Origin of the sequence: Ferruginibacter sp., assembly GCF_031430955.1 — a bacterium.
Classification (GTDB): domain Bacteria; phylum Bacteroidota; class Bacteroidia; order Chitinophagales; family Chitinophagaceae; genus Ferruginibacter.
The window spans coordinates 1-3,943 of sequence record NZ_JANPCM010000098.1; the positions used below are offsets into that span (position 1 = coordinate 1).

At 34.2% G+C, this 3,943-nt stretch carries 2 protein-coding genes; both read right to left on the reverse strand.

From position 1 onward, the window contains the following. Positions 1-548 precede the first annotated feature (548 nt). The gene (locus ACY65O_RS02740; RefSeq protein WP_462219320.1) at positions 549-2,387 is read right to left on the reverse strand and encodes an AAA domain-containing protein; all 1,839 of its coding nucleotides are present in this window, start codon (positions 2,385-2,387) and stop codon (positions 549-551) included. Between the two features lie 51 nt (positions 2,388-2,438). Next, a complete protein-coding gene (namA, locus tag ACY65O_RS02745) occupies positions 2,439-3,503 on the reverse strand; it encodes an NADPH dehydrogenase NamA (protein WP_462219321.1) in 1,065 nt (354 codons plus the stop codon). Positions 3,504-3,943 lie beyond the last annotated feature (440 nt).

The window sequence follows — 3,943 nt, forward strand, 5'->3', positions numbered from 1 at the left end:
TTTTTATACTTAATAAATTCTGGCTTGCAGTTTGTACATCTATATTTAGTTTTTCATAGGATATTGGATTTAAACCGGGGCTGTATTTTTATACTGGCCCTTTTTTATTTTAATAAATTAATTACAAGCTGTTTGAATTAAATAAAGCCGAATGCAGTATACCTAAAGCCATTATATTTTCAATGCTGGTAATACAAATTGATGTTGTCGGCTTTAGCCAAATAAATAAAAAAGTAAATAACTCAAACAGTTCCTTATTTTTAAAATCAATCTTAGAATTTTAAAAAAGTTATCAGTTAAATGCTGCAGGTATTTTTAAATAATAAAATCAAAGTGAAGTTGAAAAAAAAAAGCCGTGTCTTGCCAATAGTACTGCAATACTATTACAATTGCATTACCATTACTGCATGCACGACTTAGATCTTTAAACAAAACAGAGGCATTTACATTAGCTCATTATTTATCCGACGTAAGTTTAATTTCACCGGCATCAGCCGTGCCATCAGCACTAAATGTGAAAAAGTAATATAGGCATTTTCACAGTTTATTTACATTTCAAACTCCCAAACAGTTTTGTAAGTGCCGGATTTTTCTATGTAATCTAAAAAGGAAGTATAAAATGCATCTGCACCAATTGTTGCGCTATCGCCTATTACAAATAATTTTTCTTTGGCCCTTGTAATAGCTACATTCATACGGCGGTAATCTTTTAAAAATCCAATATCACCGTCGTCATTGCTTCTTACTAAAGATAAAATAACGATCTCTTTTTCCTGCCCCTGAAAACTGTCGATAGTACTGATACGCATTTGTTTGGGCAATATATCTTTTGCGGCAGCAACCTGCCCTGCATATGGCGAAATAAAAGCTGTATGCAAAGGCTCTAATGATTCTGTTTCTATCAGCTTTAATACTATTTGTAATTCACCTTCGTTTTGTAAACTGCTTCCATCGCTGCCATGTTTTTCATTATAACCAGAGCCTGCAGTATCAATAAAAAAAATATGTGCACCTGTGTTGCGGAGGTGTGTTGCAGATTGCAATAAACCATTGTAAAAATAATTACTCGAAAAACCTGCAATGGCTTCTCTCATGCGATATTGAGTATTCAATAAAAAAATATTTTCAACTGTAGCTATACTTATTTCTAAAATAGATTTGTTTAAGCCCAGTCTTGCCGCTTCACTGCTTAAAACAGTAGGAGGGAGTTGCAAATGATCGCCTGCTAAAACATATTTTTGTGCCAAAGGAAAAATACACCAGGCCAATGGTTCAATACATTGCCCTGCTTCATCAATCAGTAGTGTATGAAAAGTGAGGTGATTAATTTTTGAATCATACAAACCTACAGGCGTTCCTAAAATTATACCTGCTTCAGTATATAATTTTTCTTCGTTGTAAGCCTGTAGTTTTTTTATTTCAGTTCTAATATTTTTTACTTCTTTAAATAAGAGGTTGCGTTGTTCTCTTTCTGCTTTACCAAAACTTCTTTTATATTTCAATGCCATCTTTCTAAATTCTTCAGCACGTATTTTTAATTGCTTTATTTCTTTCAGTTGTTTACTGTTGTTTAATTTACCTTCCGGAGTGTGCATAAAAATTGTTTCGTCCACCTTACTGGTATTGCCCACCCTTAACACTTTTAAATTTTGTGCAATTAATCCTTTAGCAATATTATCAACAGCGGTATTACTTGGTGCCGATACTAAAATTTTTTCTCCGGCCTTTACTAATTGAATAATGGCTTCAACAAGAGTTGTTGTTTTACCGGTACCCGGCGGGCCATGTACAATAGTTATATTTTCATTTTGTAAAATAGCCATAACGGCCTGTTGCTGACTTTCGTTTAAATTTTTATTATTAAAAGAAAGTGAAACAGCATTGATAATAATTTCATTTTTTTCACTTGAAGGCACATCATGTAATTGTTGAAATAATTTAAACAGTTGTTTATTTTGCTCTAAATTATTCAGCACCGTTTTCATAATGGTAGTGGTGCGCTGGTCAGGTGCTAATTTTATTCCCACTCCATCATCTTCAATCCAATCCGGAAAGTCGGGAGCAAACAAACGGAACTCCCCCGTCTTACCATCTAAATTTATTAATACACCTTTTACCGGTTCTTCGCCGGTACAAAAACATTCTATTGCGGCACCATCTTTAAATAAATTTATTTCGGCAGGAAAATTTAAACGAAAACTTATTTCCGGATAATCGGCGTAGCCAAAATTTTTACGTGTAACTACAATGGGATGCAGTGCCAGGCCTTCGGCCTTTAACGATTTTAAAGTATGCTGCTGATCTAAACTGTATCTTTTTACCTGTTCTTTTTCTTCTAAGTTTATACATTCTAATAATCTTAAAATGTGCGGATGTGTTGCTGGCATAAAGTGAAAGTAAATAAAGCAATGTAAATAAAAAATAAGCAAAAAAATACTTTACCTTTTTGCCCTTGCGTATTGATCCGGCCATGTAATATCTTCTGCTAATTCTTTTGCCGCATGCAATGCAAAATAAGGATCACGAAGATGTTCTCTTGCTATAATTATAACATCAGCCTGCTGCTTTTTTAAAATTTCTTCGGCTTGCTGTGCAGTGGTAATTATTCCCACTGCACCAGTTAATATACCCGTTTGCTTTTTTATTGCAGCGGCAAATGGCACCTGGTAACCCGGCGCAGCAGGTATTTTTGCATAAGGCACACTGCCGCCTGATGAAGCATCAATTAAATCAATACCCCTAATTTTTAAAATTGAAGAAAGCTTTACAGAGTCATCAATTGTCCATCCAGCTTCGACCCAATCGCTTGCCGAAATGCGAACAAACAGAGGTGCTGTTGAAGGCCACACTGTTTGAATTGCTTCTATAATTTCAATTAAAAATTTTATCCGGTTTTCAAAACTACCGCCATATTCATCAGTACGGTGATTGCTTAAGGGAGATAAAAATTCGTTAATAAGATAACCATGCGCTGCATGAATTTCGATTATTTTATATCCTGCTTTTATTGCCCGTACTGCCGCTAATTTAAAATCATTTACTAATGCCGCAATTTCATTTTTTGATAACTCATGCGGTATCATATCATCTTCATTAAAAGGAAGGGGAGAAGGTGCAACAGTTTGCCAATAATGTTCGCCTGATTTAATTTGCTTACCGCCCAGCCATGGTATTTCACAACTTGCTTTACGGCCTGCATGCGCTAACTGAATACCGGCAACTGCTCCGTTGGCATGTATAAAATCTACAATAGTTTTTAATTTTTCAATATGCTCATCCTTCCAAATACCTAAATCAGCATAAGTAATTCTTCCATCTGCAGACACAGCAGATGCTTCCTGTATTATTAAAGCAGCACCACCAACAGCACGGCTTCCTAAATGCACCAAGTGCCAGTCGGTTGCAAAACCATCCTTGCAGGAATACTGGCACATTGGTGAAACCACAATACGGTTTTTAAGTGTAATATTTTTTATAGTTAAGGGAGAAAATAGTTGGCTCATGAATATGAAATTTATTCAGGTGAAAGTACCGAGTAAGGTTATGATAAAAAAATATTTGCTGAATCTTAGAAGCTGTTTGAATTAATTTTAGCAGAATACAATTTGGCTAAAGCCTTTTATATTTTCATTGCATTACCACGCCTTTAAAGGCGTGGTAATGCAAATAGAGGTTGCCGGCTTTAGGCAAATAAAATAAATAAATAACTGAAACAGCCTCTTAAGCAAATAAAATTGGCTGTTAAGACTTTCATTAAGCAGATAATTAACCTGCAAAATCAATCCGTAATTTTCATTTTTCATATATTTATTTTCAATATTCATCCACTCAACCAACTATTTTACCATTTGTAAAATTGACTTTTCAAATAAATTTGAAACTTATCATTTTTTAATTAGCTCATTATCAAGTAATTAATTTATAAAATAGCTATTATTCTTCG